This window comes from Mycolicibacterium aubagnense, from assembly GCF_010730955.1.
GTDB classification, from domain to species: domain Bacteria; phylum Actinomycetota; class Actinomycetes; order Mycobacteriales; family Mycobacteriaceae; genus Mycobacterium; species Mycobacterium aubagnense.
Map to the genome: position 1 here is coordinate 548,861 of NZ_AP022577.1, position 17,371 is coordinate 566,231.

At 64.5% G+C, this 17,371-nt stretch carries 14 protein-coding genes; 8 read left to right on the forward strand and 6 right to left on the reverse strand.

Annotated elements, in window-relative coordinates:
- Position 1 precedes the first annotated feature (1 nt).
- The 4 genes from budA to G6N59_RS02855 form a co-directional block, all read right to left on the reverse strand.
- Positions 2-814 carry an acetolactate decarboxylase gene (gene budA / locus G6N59_RS02840; protein WP_138229288.1) on the reverse strand — a complete coding sequence of 271 codons (813 nt, stop codon included), beginning with the start codon at positions 812-814 and terminating at the stop codon, positions 2-4.
- Positions 815-819: 5 nt separating this feature from the next.
- A complete protein-coding gene (alsS, locus tag G6N59_RS02845; protein ID WP_138229289.1) occupies positions 820-2,514 on the reverse strand; it encodes an acetolactate synthase AlsS in 1,695 nt (564 codons plus the stop codon).
- Positions 2,515-2,911: 397 nt separating this feature from the next.
- Positions 2,912-3,520: an LGFP repeat-containing protein gene (locus tag G6N59_RS02850; RefSeq protein ID WP_138229290.1), complete on the reverse strand. Its 609-nt coding sequence runs from the start codon at positions 3,518-3,520 to the stop codon at positions 2,912-2,914.
- 60 nt (positions 3,521-3,580) lie between these two features.
- Positions 3,581-4,378, reverse strand: a complete 798-nt coding sequence (locus G6N59_RS02855; protein WP_234884114.1) for a dienelactone hydrolase family protein — start codon at positions 4,376-4,378, stop codon at positions 3,581-3,583.
- Positions 4,379-5,148: 770 nt separating this feature from the next.
- Between G6N59_RS02855 and G6N59_RS02860 the strand changes: the two genes are divergently transcribed.
- From G6N59_RS02860 to G6N59_RS02875, 4 genes are all read left to right on the forward strand, one after another.
- A complete protein-coding gene (locus G6N59_RS02860; RefSeq protein ID WP_138229291.1) occupies positions 5,149-6,150 on the forward strand; it encodes a magnesium and cobalt transport protein CorA in 1,002 nt (333 codons plus the stop codon).
- Between the two features lie 171 nt (positions 6,151-6,321).
- Positions 6,322-7,641: a cytochrome P450 gene (locus tag G6N59_RS02865; RefSeq protein ID WP_138229292.1), complete on the forward strand. Its 1,320-nt coding sequence runs from the start codon at positions 6,322-6,324 to the stop codon at positions 7,639-7,641.
- A gap of 469 nt (positions 7,642-8,110) precedes the next feature.
- Positions 8,111-9,211 carry a 3-oxoacyl-ACP synthase III family protein gene (locus G6N59_RS02870; protein WP_138229293.1) on the forward strand — a complete coding sequence of 367 codons (1,101 nt, stop codon included), beginning with the start codon at positions 8,111-8,113 and terminating at the stop codon, positions 9,209-9,211.
- A complete protein-coding gene (locus G6N59_RS02875) occupies positions 9,195-10,097 on the forward strand; it encodes a 3-oxoacyl-[acyl-carrier-protein] synthase III C-terminal domain-containing protein (RefSeq protein ID WP_138229294.1) in 903 nt (300 codons plus the stop codon). The genes G6N59_RS02870 and G6N59_RS02875 overlap by 17 nt, the downstream gene beginning before the upstream one ends.
- Here G6N59_RS02875 and G6N59_RS02880 read toward each other — a convergent pair.
- Positions 10,077-11,486 (reverse strand): WS/DGAT/MGAT family O-acyltransferase, encoded by a 1,410-nt coding sequence (locus G6N59_RS02880; protein ID WP_138229295.1) that lies wholly within the window; start codon positions 11,484-11,486, stop codon positions 10,077-10,079. The genes G6N59_RS02875 and G6N59_RS02880 overlap by 21 nt on opposite strands.
- A gap of 244 nt (positions 11,487-11,730) precedes the next feature.
- On the opposite strand from G6N59_RS02880, the gene G6N59_RS02885 reads away from it, so the two are divergent.
- The gene (locus G6N59_RS02885; RefSeq protein WP_407665801.1) at positions 11,731-12,732 is read left to right on the forward strand and encodes a 1-phosphofructokinase family hexose kinase; all 1,002 of its coding nucleotides are present in this window, start codon (positions 11,731-11,733) and stop codon (positions 12,730-12,732) included.
- Positions 12,733-12,749: 17 nt separating this feature from the next.
- On the opposite strand, the gene gap is transcribed toward G6N59_RS02885, so the two are convergent.
- Positions 12,750-13,766: a type I glyceraldehyde-3-phosphate dehydrogenase gene (gap, locus tag G6N59_RS02890; RefSeq protein ID WP_138229296.1), complete on the reverse strand. Its 1,017-nt coding sequence runs from the start codon at positions 13,764-13,766 to the stop codon at positions 12,750-12,752.
- A 304-nt stretch (positions 13,767-14,070) separates the two neighbouring features.
- Between gap and G6N59_RS02895 the strand changes: the two genes are divergently transcribed.
- From G6N59_RS02895 to G6N59_RS02905, 3 genes are all read left to right on the forward strand, one after another.
- On the forward strand, positions 14,071-14,631 hold the full coding sequence (locus G6N59_RS02895; protein WP_138229297.1) for a hypothetical protein: 561 nt from the start codon (positions 14,071-14,073) through the stop codon (positions 14,629-14,631).
- The gene (locus G6N59_RS02900; protein ID WP_138229298.1) at positions 14,628-15,173 is read left to right on the forward strand and encodes a flavodoxin domain-containing protein; all 546 of its coding nucleotides are present in this window, start codon (positions 14,628-14,630) and stop codon (positions 15,171-15,173) included. The genes G6N59_RS02895 and G6N59_RS02900 overlap by 4 nt, the downstream gene beginning before the upstream one ends.
- Positions 15,174-15,466: 293 nt before the next feature.
- Positions 15,467-17,323: a pyruvate kinase gene (locus G6N59_RS02905; protein WP_138229390.1), complete on the forward strand. Its 1,857-nt coding sequence runs from the start codon at positions 15,467-15,469 to the stop codon at positions 17,321-17,323.
- Positions 17,324-17,371 lie beyond the last annotated feature (48 nt).

The window sequence follows — 17,371 nt, forward strand, 5'->3', positions numbered from 1 at the left end:
CTCATTCACCCTCGGCCGGTTGCGCGGGCTGGTGGCCTCCTTCGGTTTTGCGGATCTGTGCTGCGGTGTCGGCAGAGTCGAGTGCGGCGTTCAGGAACTGCGGGGTCCGCGGCAGGCTGAGGTGCATATCGGCGATGGTGCAGATGTCGACGGTGCCGCGACTCATCTGGAACTCCAGGCAATGTCCACCGCGGCCCTGCGCCTCGTCCAGGAAATGCAGGTGATAGCCGGCCACGGAGATACCTTCGTCGCTGTCGGGCATGCGGAAGCCGATCAGGGTGCCGCCGAGGTCGGCGAAGCTGGTCTCGGCTTGTCCTTCGGTGGCATCGACCAGCCGCGGGTACGGCCGGGTTTGCGCGCGCACCGTCCGGGTGCGAATGGTGTCGAATCGCCCCGTGATCTTGAGGGCGTAGATGAGATTGGTGCTGCCGGTGACTGTGTCGACCCGTGCGGTGATCTCGGACCATGTCGCGGGCGCGCTCACCGTCAGGGTCCGGTCACTGCGGAACCAGGTGACCGCGGCGAACGGTGTGCGTTCCTCGGCGCCCGCGGTGACAGCGGATCCGTCGGAGCGCAGGTGATGGCACACACCGTCGAGGATCACCATCTCCCCGTCGAGCCGGTTGAAGGTACCCAGCCCGAAATCGCCGTGGCTGAGCAGCTCACCGATGGTGACGTCGCCGTCGTACACCCCGGCCAGCAACGCATCCATCGTGGCGGTCTGGTAGAGCTCATTGCCGCGGTGGTGGGCCAGTATCCGCTTGGCCCATCGGGGGAAGTGTTCGTGTGCGCCAGCACTGTTCTCAGTTGGCATGTCGCTCATTCGAACTGGTCGGCGTGCAGGTGCGCGGCCAGGTCGGTGTTGTGCCTGTAATCGACGGGCACGTCGATCAGTGTGGGACCGCTCTCGGTGAGCGCCTGCCTCAGCACGGTGGTGAACCCTGCGAGGTCGCTGACGCGATATCCTTTGGCGCCGAAAGCCTTCGCATACGAGACGATATCGTAGTCGCCCAGCTGGATACCCGAGGCGCGACCGTACTTCAGCTTCTCCTGAAATCCCACCATGTCATAGGTGTTGTCCCGCATCAGCACATGGGTGAAGGTCAGGCCCATTCGCACCGCGGTCTCCAGTTCCTGTGCCGAGAAAAGGAATCCGCCGTCGCCGGAGACCGAGACCACCTGTGTGCCGGGCCTGACCATACTGGCGGCCATGGCCCAGGGCAGTCCGACTCCGAGGGTTTGCTGTCCGTTGGAGAACAACAGATGCCGCGGCCGGTACACCCGGAAATGACGTGCCATGTAGATATAGTTCGAGCCGATATCGCAGGCGATCGTGGCTTCGTCGTCGAGGACATCGCGCAGGGCCAGGACCAGCGCGGCGGGGTTGACCCCGGCGTCGGTGTCCGGTGAGGCGCAGGCCTGGGTATCGAGGTCGGCCAGTGCTCGACGTTCGCGGTCGAGCTCGACGGCGAAATCAGCGCCGATCCGAAGACCTGCGAGCTGGGCGGTCAGGCGCTCGAGCGTGGCCGCGATGGATCCGCGGAGCTCCAGGGCGGGCTGATAGTGGGTGTCCAGCTGCGCGACGATGGTGTCGATGTGGATGACCGTGCGGCCGGGGTCGGTGTTCCACAGTGCCGGGTCATATTCCACCGGGTCGAACCCGACGGTGATCAGCACGTCGGCGCGCGCGGTCACGACATCACCGGGCTGGTTGCGGAACAGCCCGATACGGCCCAGATAGTGGTCTTCCAGCTCCCGGGAGACCGTCCCGGCACCTTGAAACGTCTCAACCACGGGCAGTCCGGTTGCGCTCACCAGGGCGCGCAGTGCGGTGCAGCTGACCGGGTCGGCGGCTCGCATGCCTGCCAGGATCACCGGGCGGCCGGCCCTTCGAATGAGATCGCTTGCCGCAGTGATCGAATCGGCAGGTGCGGGTCCCTGAACGGGCACTGCCGTGGGACGTGTCAACCGCGCCGCGGTGGGAGCTGCCAGTACATCCGACGGCAGGACGACGGCTGCGGCGCCTCGGGGCTCGGTCGTGCACGCGCGCAATGCGTTCATCACCGCCTCGGCGGCATTGTCGGGGTCAGCGATTTCACCGGTGAACTTCGTGACCGTGGCGAGCATGGCCGCGGCGTCCATCGACTGGTGGGTGCGCTTGAGCCGATTCTCCCGGCTGACCGCACCGCAGAGCGCGAGCACCGGGTCCTGCTCGGTGGTGGCGGTGAGCAGTCCCGTGGCCAGGTTGGTGGTCCCGGGACCGGAGGTCACCAGCACCACGCCCGGGGTACCGGTGAGCCGGCCGATCGCACCCGCCATGAACGCCGCGTTCTGTTCGTGGCGGCACACCACCAGCTGCGGTCCGCCGTCGAGCAGGGCATCGAAGATGGCGTCGACCTTTGCACCGGGGATGCCGAAGATGAACGGCACCCCTTGCGCTGCAAGAACATCCACAACACGCTGCGCGCTCCGCAGCACGGCACCCGATGGCTCGACACTCCTCACGATGTTCATCGGCACAGTATCTGGCGGCCGGCACGCACGCGGCATCAGTCGGGTGACTGGCGGCTGCACACCCCCATCGAGACCCGCCGCAGGGTCGGCCAGATCGACACCGATGCGCAAGCGCCAATATAGGCAGGTTTAACTACGTAGTTGAATCTACGTATATGGCCGCAATGGTGCCTCCTCGATCGCCGCGGCGACGAACTTACGAGTCCTGTTCAGCAGGTTTCGTACCCGACTTCGGGAAGTCGACGACGCCGAGGGCTTGACACCATCACGTCGCGCAACACCAACGCGCCGGTCATGTTGATCGCCGAGCGCGCAGCTCAGGCGATCCTGGGATAGGGCGGTCGGCAGCGAGCGTTCTCCAATCCCGTTCGGCATCGCCGCCGATTCCAAGGACCGCTCACGACGGCAGCCCCGACGGCACGACCTTCCCATTGACCGTCACCTCAACCTGACCGGTTGTCGTGTCGTACGCGATCTTCCCGTGCTCGAACGTCGTGGCCAGCTGGCCGCCCACTGCGGTCTCGTCGCTCGTGACGACACCCAACGGGCCCGCCGAGCCGTTGCTGCCGGTGGCCGACGGCACGCCATCCGCGTCCCGTTGGACATTCCAGGCTTCGCGAATCTTGCCCGAGATGATGTACGCCGGGGTACCGGCATCGTCGTTCTTGGCGACGATCGCGCCACCCTGGAACTGCTGGAAAATGACTCCGCTGTCCCGGGTGCCGGCGTTGTGGTCACCCGTCAGTGGCTTGCCGAGGGTCGCCTTCTGGCTGTCGGTCGCCGACGAGTACTTCGCAGCGATCGGGCCGGTGAGTGTGACCTCGACGTCCCGATCCCCTACGAGTTTCACTTCGGGGGACGGCGCCGGCACCTCGGACGTGACGATCAACGCGACCTGGGGCTGTGCCGAGACATCGACGGTGGCGCCATTGCTGCAGCCGACAGCGGTCAACGCAACGGCGGCCAGGCCGGCGGCTGCGGTACGGCGGTACGTGCTCGTGTTCATAGGTTGCCCCTCACGTCTTCCTGTGGTGTGCGTCAAGTTGCGGCTCATCCCCCGACCCGGTCACGACCATAACGGAGCCACATCGGGGCCGCGCGCGGTCAGAGTCCTCGCGGCACCTGACCGCAGACGGCCGATCGGCATCAGATGCCGGGTGAAGAAGCGGGCCGCGTCCTCCCCCGCGAACTGCGGGACGCCGGTGTGGCCGCCCATGTTGGCCTGCAAAGTCTTCTCGTGAGAGCCGAAGGCGTCGAACAGGTTCAGTGCCTGTTGCCGGTCGTTCGACTCGTCGTCCCACTGCAGCAGCACGTGCAGCGGGATCGTGATCCGACGGGCCTCGCCGAACATGGAGCGAGGGACAAAACTGCCGGCGAACAAACCGGCGGCCGCGATGCGGGATTCGACTACTGCCAACCGGATGCCGATGGCGATCAACCCGCCCGAGTACCCCACGGGGCCGCTGATCTCGGGAAGTGAGAGGAGTACGTCGAGAAGGTGTCGCCATTCCGGGACAGCCGCTTCGACGAGAGGGAGGACAAGCCGGTCGACGATGTCGTCGACCGGCGCTCCGACTGAAAGCGCCCGGCGCAGATCCGCGCGGGCCTGCTCGGCGTCGGCCAACCGGGGCCGGTCCCCGCAACCGGGAAGTTCGATGGTGGCCGCGGCAAAGCCGTTCGCCAAGGAGCGTCGGGCGCGGCTCGCCACTCGTGGATACATCGCCGGCAGTCCGCCGGGATGGCCGACGAGGATCAGCGGCGCCGGTGCGGACGCGGGCGTCCACAGGATGCCGGGTATGTCACCGAGGTTGAAGGCGCGTTCGAGACTGCCGTCATCGAGGCGTTTTTCGGAAATGAAGTGCATGGTCGTGCCTTTCGGGAGAGCTCGTCAAACGGCGCTCCCGGACGACCTATCGCCCGACCGTGTCTCTGAAGAGGAGCACCCACGTCGATACGTTCACGGGTACCACCTCCTTGTCCTCTCGCACGGCCTGCCAACGAACGTAGCAGCGGCAGTTGTTGGCCGCCAACCAGTTTTACGGCCGTCGGCCTCTACCGGCAGGGCACAGGGATGAACAAAGACCAGCACATGCCCGGCAACGGATTGGGAGCAGGGCCAACCGGCGGGTCATCCTCTGGTGGATTCGGTCCATCCCAAACATTCTGGGCGACGTTGCCGTGGCCGAACTGCACCATGTAGTAGGTATGGCAGACGGTCTCGTCCCAGATCACGGGATTGGTCACATGGTTTCCGGATATCCACATCGAGTCGCCTGGGCACCATTGATGCGGGCCGGTGACAGCATGAGCTGTCCCTGCGCCCAGCCCCAGGCACGCCAGTGCAACGCCTCCGAGCACAGCCGCTGCGTTCATTACTCGATGCATGATGTCCGTTCCCTGTCGGTGGTTGCGCGGACGTCATCCGCGGTCGTCACCCAAGACCATGCGGCGACCGGCTTGGGGGATTCTTGGCGGCTTCGCGTGCCCGTGGGCGGGGTGAATCTGACCGAGTTATTCGACAGTCGCGTCGAAGTAGTGAACTCGCAGCCGATTTACATCGTCCGCACAGGTTCAACCGCTTTACTCCGTTCGGCACCGTAGCCCGGCGTGGCACGAATTCGATTGGGAGACGGCATGATAGTTGACTGCGCGCACTACCTTGACGGAGTGCGTCAGGGCGAGGCAGCAATGCCCATCGACGAAGCGGCACAGCGATGCCGGGATGGCGGATTCGTCTGGCTCGGGATGTTCGAACCGACGGCTGACGAAATGGCTCGAGTGCGGGAGGCTTTCGACCTGCACGAGTTGGCGGTCGAAGACGCCGGGACGTTCCACCTGCGACCAAAGATCGAGCACTTCGAGCCCGATGTGCAACTGGTGATTCTTCGCACCGCTCGGTACGACGACGACCGCGAGGAAGTCGACTTCGGCGAAATCAGTATCTTCGTGGGACCCAACTTCGTGATCACCGTCCGCCAGGGTGTCGCCAGTGAGCTCCACGCCGCCAGGGCGCGGCTGGAGGAGCATCCCGACCTTCTCAAGGTCGGGACCGCGTCAGTGTTGTGGGCGGTGCTCGACCAGGTGGTGCGGGCCTACGGCCCGGTCGTCGCCGGCCTCGAACACGACATCGAGGAAGTCGAAGGCACGGTCTTCTCCGGTGCCGTCGCCCCCACCGAACGGATCTACCTCCTACGTCGAGAAGTCAGCAATTTCTACCGAGCGGTCCACCCGTTGCTGTCGGTGCTCACCGCCGCCGAACGCGGTGCTGCTGACACGCCGGTGGCGCACTACCTTCGTGACGTCCACGACGGCCTGCAATTGATCAACGAAGAGGTGTCAGCACAGCGCGACTTGCTCGCCACCATCTTGCAGGCGAACATCGCCGTCGTCGCGGTCGAGCAGACGCGAGTCAGCGTGCAGCAGAGCGCCACGATGGAACGCCTTACCGTCCTCGCGACCATCTTTCTGCCGCTGACGTTCGTGACTGGGTTCTTCGGACAGAACTTCGACTGGTTGGTCAGCAACATTCAGGGGCCGACCCGATTCCTGATCCTTGGTGTCGGCGGCCTCGTGATCCCGTTGATCGCCCTTTGGGCCTGGCTGCGCGCGGTCAGAAAGCGCGGAGGCCAGAATTAGCGCACACATCCTGGGCGAGCGAGGAGTGTGTCGCGGTCACGATGAGCTGCGGGTTGGCGCGGGGTGGAGATCCTGGCGAGCGACTGCTATCACCGATAATCGCGATCCACGGACAGGATCGGCACATTCACGGCTAGCCTGACCGGTAGTCGATCCGCGGGGGCGAATAACGTGAATGTGGATATCAAGACCTGGTCACATTGGCTGATGGGGTACGGGCTCCCCCGCGCAACGCTCAAGGTTCTGGCACGTCGCGGCGACCCGTTCGCCCAGCTACTCCTCGACGACGACCAGCATGAATGTTCCTACGACCTGATCGAGCGGATTCGCCGACAGGGACGTATGGCGCCGGCATTCGGGAGCAACGCCTGGGTCACCGCCGATCTGCAACTGGTTCGAGAGATACTGCGGGACAGCAGCTTCCGCACAGCCAAACCCCAAGATCGCTCGCCGTTTCGGACCGTCCAGCGACTATTCGAGAAAACCAATCCCCGCGTGATCAACCCCGTGGAGCCGCCATCGCTGCTGATGGTCGACGAACCCGAGCACGCACGGCTGCGACGCCTCGTATCGCGGGCGTTCACCCCGAAAGCGATCGACGGGCTTCGCCGGCGCATCCACGAGGTCGCCGACGGCTTGCTGAGCGAACTCGAGGACGGCAGCGACTGCGAATTGGTTGCCGCTTACGCTTCGCGGATCCCCATCGAGATCATCGCCGAGATGCTGGGGATTCCACCTGGCGATACGCCTCACCTGTACGAAATGGGTGAATCTGCCGCCAAATTGATCACCACCACAGCGCCGTCCTGGCGCAACTTCCGGACCGCGGTTGCGGGGCTGCGCGAGTTCGAAAATTACCTCGCCACGCACATCGAGCGGCTCCGCGACGGTAGTGCCGGCGACGGCATCCTGTACGCCGTTATGCAAGACACCGAACTCTCCGACTTCGAGATCCGGACTTTCGCCGGCCTACTCCTCGGTGCCGGATACCTCACTACTGCACATCAATTCAGCAATGCAGTGGTGGCGCTGGTCAATCACCCCGACCAACTGGCCGGCCTCCAGGCACATCCCGAAGGCTGGCCCAACGCCGTAGAAGAAGCACTGCGCTACGACTCGGTCTCCCAAATCGGAGTCAGAGTGGCCACAGCGGAAGTTCAGCTCGGCGGCCACACCGTGCGAGAGGGCATGGCCGTCTTCGTCCTCCTTGCCGGTGCCAACCGCGACCCAGGCGTTTTCGAACGACCCGACGAATTCGATACGGCTCGCGTCAACGCACGCGATCATGTCAGCTTCGGTTCCGGAAGCCACGTCTGCCTTGGCGCTCCGCTGGCCCGCATGGAGCTGCAGATCGGCCTGCAAGCTCTGTTCGAACGGTTCCCCCGACTGACTCTCTCCGGCACGCCAACCATGAACGACAGCACATTGCTGCGGGGAATAAGCCATCTCCCCGTGTGCCTCGGACCCTCAAGAGTCAGCCAAGGCCAGTGATTGAAGTACGCCGTAATGTCCTTGTTCACAGCTGGTTTCGCCACATTGAAGTGGCGGTACCGCCCGAGCGCAAGGTTGTATCCGGCAAGGACACACGGTGGACGCCGCCTCGGCTCGCTCGCGATCAGCACTCAGGACCTATGGCCCTGGCAGCAGCCATTTCACGTCGGTAGCGTCCGGGTCATGCCCATAGATTGGCGAGCGATGTCGATTCGCTCCGAGCCCGAACGTTGGATTCGGTCGGGAAGCGTCGCGCTGGGACGGCTCGTCGCGAACGTTGACGGCCAGTCGGAGATGTTCTCGTGGACTTCGTCGTACAGCACCACCCGCTGAGGATTGCGGGACGCCGATTTGTTTCGGCCCTGAGCCCGACACCGAACCGACGTTCGCCTGAGGTTCTCCTCGATTCCCCGTCGGCCGCCGGGCCGCCGCGGCGACCCATCCTCAGTGAAACGAATGGATGAGACGAATGGCCAAGCATTGGTTGGTATTGGAGGGCGACGGAGTCCCGGCGCAGTTCGGCACCCGCTTGGCCGGTGCAGGGCGACATCTGCCCGTCACTCGTCTCACGACGGACGATTTGATGGCGACCACGCGGCATCACACGCATATCGATCTGGAACGACTGACCGGCATTCGCGAACGTCGTGTCTCGATAGGAGATGAAGACTCCCTGAGTCTCGCGACCGCAGCCGCGCTCGACTGTCTGAGCAAGGCCCCACACCACAGTGCTGCGGAGCTCGATGTAGTAATCAGCTGCAGCATCACGAAGCTTCGTGGCGGCTTGACGCAGTGGGTGGAGCCGACGATGAGCAGCGCCGTCGCCCATGCCATCGGGGCTGAGCGCGCAATGACGTTCGACCTGTCCAATGCGTGTGCCGGAATGTTGACAGGCGTAACGGTTCTCAACAACTGGATCCGGCAGGGCACCGTTGCGAGCGGGTTGGTCGTCAGTGGCGAGTACATCTCCCAACTCGGTCAGAACGCGGCCCGCCACATCCGCAACATCATGAGCAACGAACTTGCCTGCCTGACATTGGGTGACGCCGGCGCTGCCCTACTCCTCGAACGCGCCCCCCTCGGGTCCGCTGGAATCCGCCTTGCCGGCTTTACCACCGTCGCCGACTACAGCCGCCTTTGTCTGGGCTATCCGAAGGGGCGAGATCCCGGTGCCCGGATGTTCACCAATTCCCGTGGTATTCAACGGGCAGCCATCGCCGACACCCCACTGCTATTGCGCGAAGCGCTCGATGCGGCCGGCATCTCGATGCACGACATCGATCACGTGATCACTCATCAGACCTCCGCCCGCGCGATACGCAAGGGAATGGCCGCGGTCACGGCGTCGTTCGGTGACAGTCCACGGCACGACGCCGTCATCACCGTCGATCGCTATGGGAACACTGCGTCGACAACGCATACGGTGGCCCTGGTCGAAGAACTCGAAGCGGGGCGCATACAGCCGGGCGAGACCATCGCGCTGATCGCATTGGCATCAGGTCTGGAGATCGGCATCGTTCTCCTTACCGTGGACGAGGAGCTGGTGAATCGCTTTGGGCACAGTCATTGATCGCGTCGCTGTCACCCGCGGTGGGTGGCGCAATCGGCACAGCGCATTACGACTCGCCGTCGCCGCGGCCAAAACCTGTCTGGGACGGGCCGGACGGGGCCCCGACGATGTGGACCTTCTGGTCAATGCCGGTATCTACCGGGACCGGAACCTGGCAGAGCCTGCGCTCGCAGCACTGATTCAGGAGGACGTTGGGGCCAACACCGAGGACCCGCATGCCGACGCTCACGGCACATTCTCGTTCGACATAGCCAACGGGACCTGTGGCGTACTCACGGCACTGCAGATCGTCGACGGCTTCTTGCGGTCACGCACCATCGACTGCGCATTGGTCGTCGCGAGTGACGCCGACCCGGGTCACGGCATGAGTGAAGGCTATCCGTTCTCTCCTGTCGGGGCGGCACTGCTGTGTGGCTGGACGGACGACGACTACGGACTCGGACGCGTCCACTGGGCGAACTTCCCCGACGACAATGAGACCTTCAGTGCCACAGTAGGATTCGAAGACAAACGAAATGTGCTTCGATTCAAGCAGTCCACCACAGTGGACGAGCGGTTCGCGACCGCCGGGAGTCAGGTGGCCCGAAACTGCCTCCGGGAGGCCTCGCTCGGACTTGCCGACGTCGACATGATCGTCGCGGCTCCGGCCCGGCACGGGTACCGCGCCGCACTGGCCACCCACCTCGGGGTGCCGGTAGACCGGATCGTCGTCGCAGACGACGAGAGAATGCACACCGCTTCGCTGGCGGCCGCACTCGATTGCGCGGCCGAAGGGCTCCCGCCCGGTGCCCGCGTCCTGCTCATCGCCGCCGGCGCGGGGATCACCGCCGGTGCCGCTATCTACCGACGGGCGCCTGCGGCGGAGCTAACTGGCGGGGTCGGTTGACACCGCGTCACGTTGGTTGCGACGCCGCGAGCCGGCGAGCGCAGCCAGCGCCCGCACATCGTCCTCGATGCCGCGGGCCAATCCGTCGACGTCCGGGGCGCTGTCGTAGTCGGCAGTGATGCCGAAGAAGAAGCTGTCGGCATAGCTGATCATCGCTATGCCGGTGCGTAGATGAAGAGCGATCGGCGGTACCGGCAGGATCTCCAGCACCGCCCTGCCCATCAGGTGCTGCCGCGCGCGCGGCCCGGGCACATTCGTCGCCAGCGCGGTCACCGAGTTCTGCGGCAACCTCGTCAGGAACCTGATCACCCAGGCCGAGAACGCAAATGGAATGGTCTGCGCCAGCGACAATACCGCGCTGCCGCCTTCCCGTTGGCCACTCCCCTTGACCTCCGTGAGTCGCCTGTGCACGATCTCCAGCTGCTTGACCGGATCGGGCTCGTCGACCGGCAAGAGCGGCAGCATCGCCGACACCCGATTGTCGGTTACGTCAAAGTCGCTCGCCGAGCGCATCGACACGGGCACGAGTGTGCGCAGTGCGTGGTGTCCCGGCGTTTCCCCGCGGCCGATCAACATCGTCCGGTAGCTGTTGGTGATCGCGGCCAGCGCAACGTCGTTGAGCGTCACCTTGAAAGCCCGGCACACCTCCTTCATGACGGCGAGGTCCACCCGGGCCGCACTGTACCGACGCATCTTGGTGACCGGCCCGTTCAGCGATGACTCCCCCGCGGCAGTGAGCACAGTGGCCGTCAGCTCTGCGGCGCCGACCAAGGCGTGCTCGGCGGCGCCGGCTACGGCTCGCGTCGCTCGCCAGGTGTCACCTATCCAGTTCAGCGGGTTCAGGCTCGGCCGCAGCAGGCCCATGATGGAGTTCCCGGACTCCTTCGCGGCGCGAGTACTGGTCGCGAATGTCTCACCGGCACCGTCGTCGCTGAGCTTGGCGAACATCTGCGCTGTCGCGATACCGTCGGCTATACAGTGGTGGATCTTCATCAGCACCGCCCACCTATCGTCGGTGAGCCCCTCGATGATCCAGCACTCCCAGAGCGGGCGCTCACGGTCGAGCCGTCGCTCCATGATGCTGGCGATCATCCGGAACAACTCGGCGTCATCGCCGGGATGCGGCAGTGCGACCCGGTGGAAATGATGCGCGATGTCAAAGTGATGGTCGTCCACCCATTCCGGTGAGCCCAGATCGAGTACGTGCGTGCGCACCATTTGTGTGCAGCGCGGAATGGCTTGTACCCGTTCGGTGAACGCGGACACGAGCTCACCGTAGTCAATAGGCGGCCCTTCAACGATCGAGACGCCACCGACCGCCAGACTGACATGGGGATCGGAGTCCTCAGCTTGCAGAAAACTGGCGTCAAGTGCGGTCAGGTGCTCCATGCGGTGACTATGCACCGCGCGGCGCTCGTGCGGCAGGGCCGCAAGTCGTCGAAACGCAGGCACAATGTTGTTCGGATTCGCAGTGCACCGACAGGATGCGTCGATCGTCGTTGGCCCGAACTGTTGGTTGATCGGGAGGCAAACCCAGATCGGGTCGAATGGCAGCGTGTCGTGGACTAACGACCATTAACGCCACCCAGCGCCTTCCCTAGGGTCGAGGCGGAACGGAAAGCAGGTGATCGTCGTGACGCCAATCGCCACCGATGCGGTTTCACCCTCCACTAGTGCCCGGATCGTCACCGTGACGATGAATCCGGCGCTCGATATCACCACCAGCACCGACGTAGTGATGCCGACCGACAAAATGCGTTGCGGCGCTGCGCGTTACGACCCCGGCGGTGGCGGTATCAACGTCGCCCGGGTGGCACAGGTTCTCGGCACCTCGGCAGTGGCCATCTTTCCCGCGGGCGGCGCCAGTGGCGATCTTGTCTCCGCGCTGCTTGGTGCCGCAGGCGTGCCCGTGCGCCGGATTCCGATCGCCGAGCCGACCCGGGAGAGCTTCACGGTGAACGAACGCCTTACCGAACGGCAATACCGGTTCGTGCTGCCCGGACCGGCCCTCAGCGCCGCCGAGCAAGAGGAATGTCTCCGGGAGCTGCGTTCGCTGGCAGCTTCGGCCGACTTTGTGGTCGCCAGCGGCAGTCTGCCGCCCAACGTATCGCCAGATTTCTACAACCGAGTCGCCGGTGTCTGCGCGCAGCTGGGCACCCAGCTGATCCTCGACACCTCTGGCAGCGGTCTGCGCCACCTCACCGGCGACAGGGTTTTCCTGCTCAAGCCCAGTGTCCGTGAGCTCCGCGAATGTGTCCGCCGCGACTTGCCGGACGAGACCCAACGGGTCGCGGCGGCCCGAGAGCTCATCGAGCGTGGGTGTGCACACAATGTCCTGGTGTCACTGGGCGTCCAGGGTGCATTGTTCGTCAATGCCGAAGGCGCCCAGCGCTATCCGCCGGTGGCAGTACGGTCGGGTAGTGGTGTGGGTGCCGGCGATGCCATGATCGCCGGGCTCGCCGTCGGGCTGAGCGGCGGGTGGTCACTCACCAAGTCGATTCGGCTGGGTATCGCCACGGGTGCCGCCATGCTGATGACCCCGGGAACCGCGACCTGCACTCGCGCCGACGTCGAGCGACTGTTCGACATCGCTCCTGAACCGATCGCCCTGGCGGACGGTTCCGCAGACCTCTGACCCGCCGACGGAGCCCGTCAGAGCGTGGATGCGACAAGGTCGGTCAAGTCCACCAGGCGGTGGGAGTAGCCCCATTCATTGTCGTACCAGCCGACGACCTTCACCAGGTCACCCGTGACCTTGGTGAGTCCGGCGTCGAAGATGCATGACGAGGGGTCGGTCACGATGTCGGAGGAGACGATGGGATCCTCGGTGTAGGTGAGGAAGCCCCTCAGCTCCCCGGCGGCCGCGGTCGCAAACGCGGCATTGACCGCCTCGGCGGTTGCCGGCTCTCGCACGATGACGGTGAGATCGGTGGCTGAACCCGTTGGCACCGGCACCCGCAGCGCGTACCCGTCGAGTCGGCCTTCGAGCTGGGGCAGCACCACACTGATCGCGCGGGCGGCCCCGGTGGACGTGGGCACCACGTTGATCGCCGCGGCGCGAGCTCGCCGAAGGTCGCGATGCGGACCGTCCTGCAGGTTCTGGTCTGCGGTGTACGCGTGGATGGTGGTCATGAGCCCGCGCTCGATTCCGAACACCTCGTCGAGCACCATCGCCATCGGCGCCAGGCAGTTCGTAGTACACGAGGCGTTGGAGACAACCGTCTGCGTGCCGTCGTAGTCGCGATGGTTGACACCCATCACAACGGTGAGGTCCGCACCCTTCGATGTCGCCGACACCACCACCTTCTTCGCGCCGCCGTGGAGGTGACCGCGCGCCTGCTCGGCGGCAGTGAACCGACCGGTCGATTCAATGACGACATCCACCCCGAGGTCGCCCCACGGCACCGCCGCCGGCCCGTCGGCGATGGACCACGCCTTGATCCGCTGGTCTCCCACCACGAGCTCGTCGCCGTCGGCCGACACGTCGTGCGGTAAACGTCCGAGGACCGAGTCGTACTTGAGCAGGTGAGACAGAGTTTTGTTGTCCGTGAGGTCGTTCACCGCGACGATCTCGATGTCGGTGGTGCCTGCCGCGCGTTGTACGTCCACCGCACGAAAGAAGTTTCGGCCGACGCGGCCGAAGCCATTCACACCCACTCTGATAGCCATGGGAAATCTCCTCGTAAATCGGTCGTCTGGTGGGGCGACAAGCCCGGGCCGGTTAAATACTGACCACGCCAACAGCCAAGTGGCAGAGGACAAGGTCCTCGCATTCCCGAGAGTTGGGGATCGGCCGCATCGTGGCGTCTCCAGGACCGAAAGCAATTCGGACGGACAGGCCGGAGTCACTCACCTGCGGAGCCGGGACCTTAGGCCCTACGGGCGGCCGGCGGGCCGCGCGAACATTGTTGCCGTGACCACACCTGCTACCGGCCGAATGTTGATCGAATCAGCGATGCCGACATATGACGTCGTGATCGCCGAACACTTGGTGGTAGCCGCAGATCCGCCGGCGACCTTCGCGGCCGCACGGGAGCTGGACCTGCTCACGGTTCGCACGCCGTTGCTGACCCTGTCAATGTGGCTTCGCGGTCTGCCCGCCCGCTGGTCTGGCGTGGCAACTCCGCCCCCGCCCCGCCTGGTGATCGGCGAACAGCTCACCTTACCGGGGTGGGTATCGCTTGGGCAGCAGCCGAACCGCGAGATCGCGCTCGGCGCAGTGGGAAAGTTCTGGCAGCCCACCATTGAATGGCACAACGTAGCGGCGGAGGATTTCAGCGGCTTCGCCGAATCTGGTTGGGGCAAGATCGCCGCGAACATTTCGGTCTTGCCTTGCGGCGAGTCCGCCTCGCTGCTGACTTACGAATGCCGCACTGTGACTACAGATCCCGGTTCGCGTCGGCGGTTTCTGCGGTATTGGTGGCTGATCCGGCCATTCGTCGCCCACATCATGCGCGCGACGCTCCGACAGATCAGGGCCAACGCCGAAGCATCCTCGATGCCCAGCAGCCCGGAAACGACGCGCCACCGATGACCAGAATACTCATCGCCTTCGGATCCAAGCGGGGCGGCACCGCGGGCTTGGCTCGCATGATTGGCGAGGCACTCACCGACGCCGGCTATCAAGTCTTGGTGTCCAGCGCGCGAGATATCCACGACCTGAACGGATTTGACGCGGTAATCGTGGCGGGCGCGCTGTACGCGAATAGATGGCACCGTGACGCGAGGCGCTTCGTGCGACGAAACGACGCCACCCTGCGGGAGTTGCCGGTATGGCTGGTCAGCAGCGGGCCGCTTGACGACACTGCTGCACAACGCGACATCCCGCCAACGTCGCAGGTGAAGAAACTGATCGCCCGAGTGGGCGCCCGCGGTCACGCTACTTTTGGCGGCTGCCTCAGCTCTGACGCGAAAGGATTTCCGGCCAGCGCAATGGCGAAGAGCAAAGCAGGCGACTGGCGTGAACAGGCGCACGTGCGGCGATGGGTAGCTTCGGTCGTGAGCGACCTCCAGTTGGCGAGCACACTTCAATTCCAGCCACCCCCACACGCAGCCGGACCCAGCCAATCCGAATGACCCGCACGGCCCTCGCGACGTCAAACCTGCGGTAGCGCAACTCCATCCAGGTCCAGCGATCCAGTTGGAAAGTCATTGGGACAGGTGAGAAGCCTTCTGTTGACCGCTGCTGTTCACCTGATGTTATCGGGATCGGGGACCAATTCCCCTACGGCCCCGTGTCGGGATCTCGGTAACGTCGGGCCAGACCGAGGGCAGGACGCACCGCTGGGGAGTCTCGGTCTTTTCGGCCCCGATAGCTTGCATCGCCGGATGTCGGCGCTGTCGAATACTTTGGAGCGCCAGTGCTCAATATGAAGAATGACGTTGAACCAACGAGCCAGCAGCTGAACAAGTTACTCGACGACGTAGACGAACTCCTGACGCAGTTGTCCGCTGCCGAGCGCATGTGGTCCCGTTGGCTAGCGGATGTGACGGCCGAACATCGGTCGAGTGCACGAAATATGGTGCATTACTGGGCAATACGTCAGAGTGATCTGCGCGACCTGCAGTTCCGGCTGTCCGCTTATGGCCTCTCCTCGTTAGGTCGGAGCGAGCCGCACGTCGAGGCCACGCTGATTTCGGTGAGGTCCGCAATCAGCGCCATGCTCGGCGACGGTTTCCAACCCGAGACGGCAGCCGACTCATCCGGCGACCGAGGCGCCGACCTGCTCCGTAACCGAACGCAGGAACTATTGGGGCCCGACCCGGTCGATCGCGGCACGCGCATCATGGTCACCCTCCCATCCAATGCGGCAGTAGACCCCGCGTTGGTCCGCCAGCTGGTGGAAAGCGGCATGAATATTGCGCGCATCAACTGTGCACACGACGATGCCGACGCCTGGCGCTCCATGGCACGGCATGTGCGTCAGGCAGCTGAGGCTGCAGGGCGAAGCTGCCTGGTCGCGATGGACCTCGCTGGACCAAAGCTTCGAACCGGCCCATTGGAACCCGGGCCGCGCTGCGTCAAACTTCGGCCACGCAGAAACGAGCTGGGACAAGTGACCGCCCCGGCACAAGCCTGGTTGACCACCACGGACGCGCCATTGGCTCCTCCCGAGACCGGCATGCCGTCGATCAAGGTACCCCGGAAGTGGCTCGACCGTCGTCGCGTCGGCGATGTCCTGCACCTGCACGACACGCGTGGGTCGAAGCGTCGGCTGGAGCTACAAGCATGGGTTCACACCGCAAGCAAGTCAGGCGGATTCGTCATCGCCGCCGCCAAAACCACCTACCTCGCCACGGGGACGATTCTGAATGTCCAAGGCATGGACGATCCGACCCACATCGGCGAACTCCCCCAAACCGAGCAGAAGCTCATCCTGCACCGTGGCGACATTCTCGAGCTGACCCGCGATTGCCTGCCAGCCCGGGTAACCGCCGGCTGCCCGCACCGCATCGGCTGCACCCTGCCTGAAATCTTCGATCACGTACGCCTGGGCGAGCGGGTGTATCTCGACGACGGCCGGATCAGCGGCGAGGTGGTAACCGTTGAGCCCGACGCGCTGGGAGTGCGGATCGACCACGCCGCAGACATGGGATCGCGGCTACGGGCAGGCAAGGGCGTGAACGTGCCGGAATCGAGGCTGCCGATCTCTGCTCTCACCAAGCAAGACCTATCCGATCTCTCGACCGTCGTCGAGCTGGCTGATCTGGTCGAGATGTCTTTCGTGAGATGCCCTTCCGACGTCACACAGCTGCTTGATGAGTTGAATCGCCTCGATGACGGTGCACTGGGCGTCGTGCTGAAAATCGAAACCAGGCAGGCGTTCGAGAATCTCCCCCAACTGTTGCTCACGGTGATGCAGCGTGGGCACGTCGGAGTGATGATCGCCCGGGGTGACCTGGCCGTCGAGTGCGGATATGAACGGCTGGCCGAATTGCAGGAGGAGATCCTCTGGCTATGCGAGGCGGCGCACTTGCCGGTGATCTGGGCGACGCAGGTACTCGAGCAGCTCGCCCAGACAGGGAATCCCTCTCGTGCAGAAATCAGCGATGCGGCAATGAGCGAACGAGCCGAATGCGTGATGCTCAACAAGGGACCGCATATCAACGACGCCGTCGTCGTCCTCGACAGCATCCTGCGGCGGATGGCGGATCACCACTACAAGAAGACCGCACTCCTGCCGCCACTACATTCTTGGCGTCCCGACACAACGGCCAACTGCTGAACGACCGCACGTTGGTGCGTCACCCATTCGAGTGACCTTCGCCCCTGG

Bases quoted from the DNA above. Each gene is read 5' to 3' on its own strand.
- G6N59_RS02855 (WP_234884114.1), bottom strand. From the start codon at position 4,378: ATGCACTTCATTTCCGAAAAACGCCTCGATGACGGCAGTCTCGAACGC.
- G6N59_RS02850 (WP_138229290.1), bottom strand. From the start codon at position 3,520: ATGAACACGAGCACGTACCGCCGTACCGCAGCCGCCGGCCTGGCCGCC.
- G6N59_RS02860 (WP_138229291.1), top strand. From the start codon at position 5,149: ATGATAGTTGACTGCGCGCACTACCTTGACGGAGTGCGTCAGGGCGAG.
- budA (WP_138229288.1), bottom strand. From the start codon at position 814: ATGCCAACTGAGAACAGTGCTGGCGCACACGAACACTTCCCCCGATGG.
- alsS (WP_138229289.1), bottom strand. From the start codon at position 2,514: ATGAACATCGTGAGGAGTGTCGAGCCATCGGGTGCCGTGCTGCGGAGC.
- G6N59_RS02870 (WP_138229293.1), top strand. From the start codon at position 8,111: ATGGCCAAGCATTGGTTGGTATTGGAGGGCGACGGAGTCCCGGCGCAG.
- gap (WP_138229296.1), bottom strand. From the start codon at position 13,766: ATGGCTATCAGAGTGGGTGTGAATGGCTTCGGCCGCGTCGGCCGAAAC.
- G6N59_RS02900 (WP_138229298.1), top strand. From the start codon at position 14,628: ATGACCAGAATACTCATCGCCTTCGGATCCAAGCGGGGCGGCACCGCG.
- G6N59_RS02880 (WP_138229295.1), bottom strand. From the start codon at position 11,486: ATGGAGCACCTGACCGCACTTGACGCCAGTTTTCTGCAAGCTGAGGAC.
- G6N59_RS02905 (WP_138229390.1), top strand. From the start codon at position 15,467: ATGAAGAATGACGTTGAACCAACGAGCCAGCAGCTGAACAAGTTACTC.